Origin of the sequence: Ochrobactrum sp. SFR4, assembly GCF_019730395.1 — a bacterium.
GTDB lineage: Bacteria > Pseudomonadota > Alphaproteobacteria > Rhizobiales > Rhizobiaceae > Pseudochrobactrum.
Genome location: NZ_JAAPBB010001174.1, coordinates 1 through 245, shown reverse-complemented (window position 1 = coordinate 245; position 245 = coordinate 1). Strand labels below are relative to the sequence as shown.

Annotated in this window: 1 protein-coding gene; it reads left to right on the top strand. The window is 53.9% G+C overall.

Features of this window, described 5'->3' with window-relative positions; all coding sequences use genetic code 11:
- Positions 1-242: class II glutamine amidotransferase (locus tag HBA93_RS22750; RefSeq protein WP_221724743.1), on the top strand; the 242-nt coding region annotated here is incomplete at its 5' end.
- Between the last annotated feature and the right edge of the window lie 3 nt (positions 243-245).

Genomic DNA, 245 nt, shown 5'->3' with positions numbered 1-245 from the left:
CACAAACTACACTATCCGAGGAGCAGGCTGCTCCGGCTTATGCGGATATAGCGCCCTTCGCGCGGGAACTGGGCGGACGGGTTTGGACCTTTACCCATGACAGCGATCTGCCCAGTCTGGATCAGCACGAAGTGATTGGTTTCCGTCCGATTGGTACCAGTGCCGCAGAACGTGCCTTCTGTCTGCTTCTGGATACTGCAAGAGATTATCTTTGTGAGAATGGCGACATTCCTGATCCGTAGAAA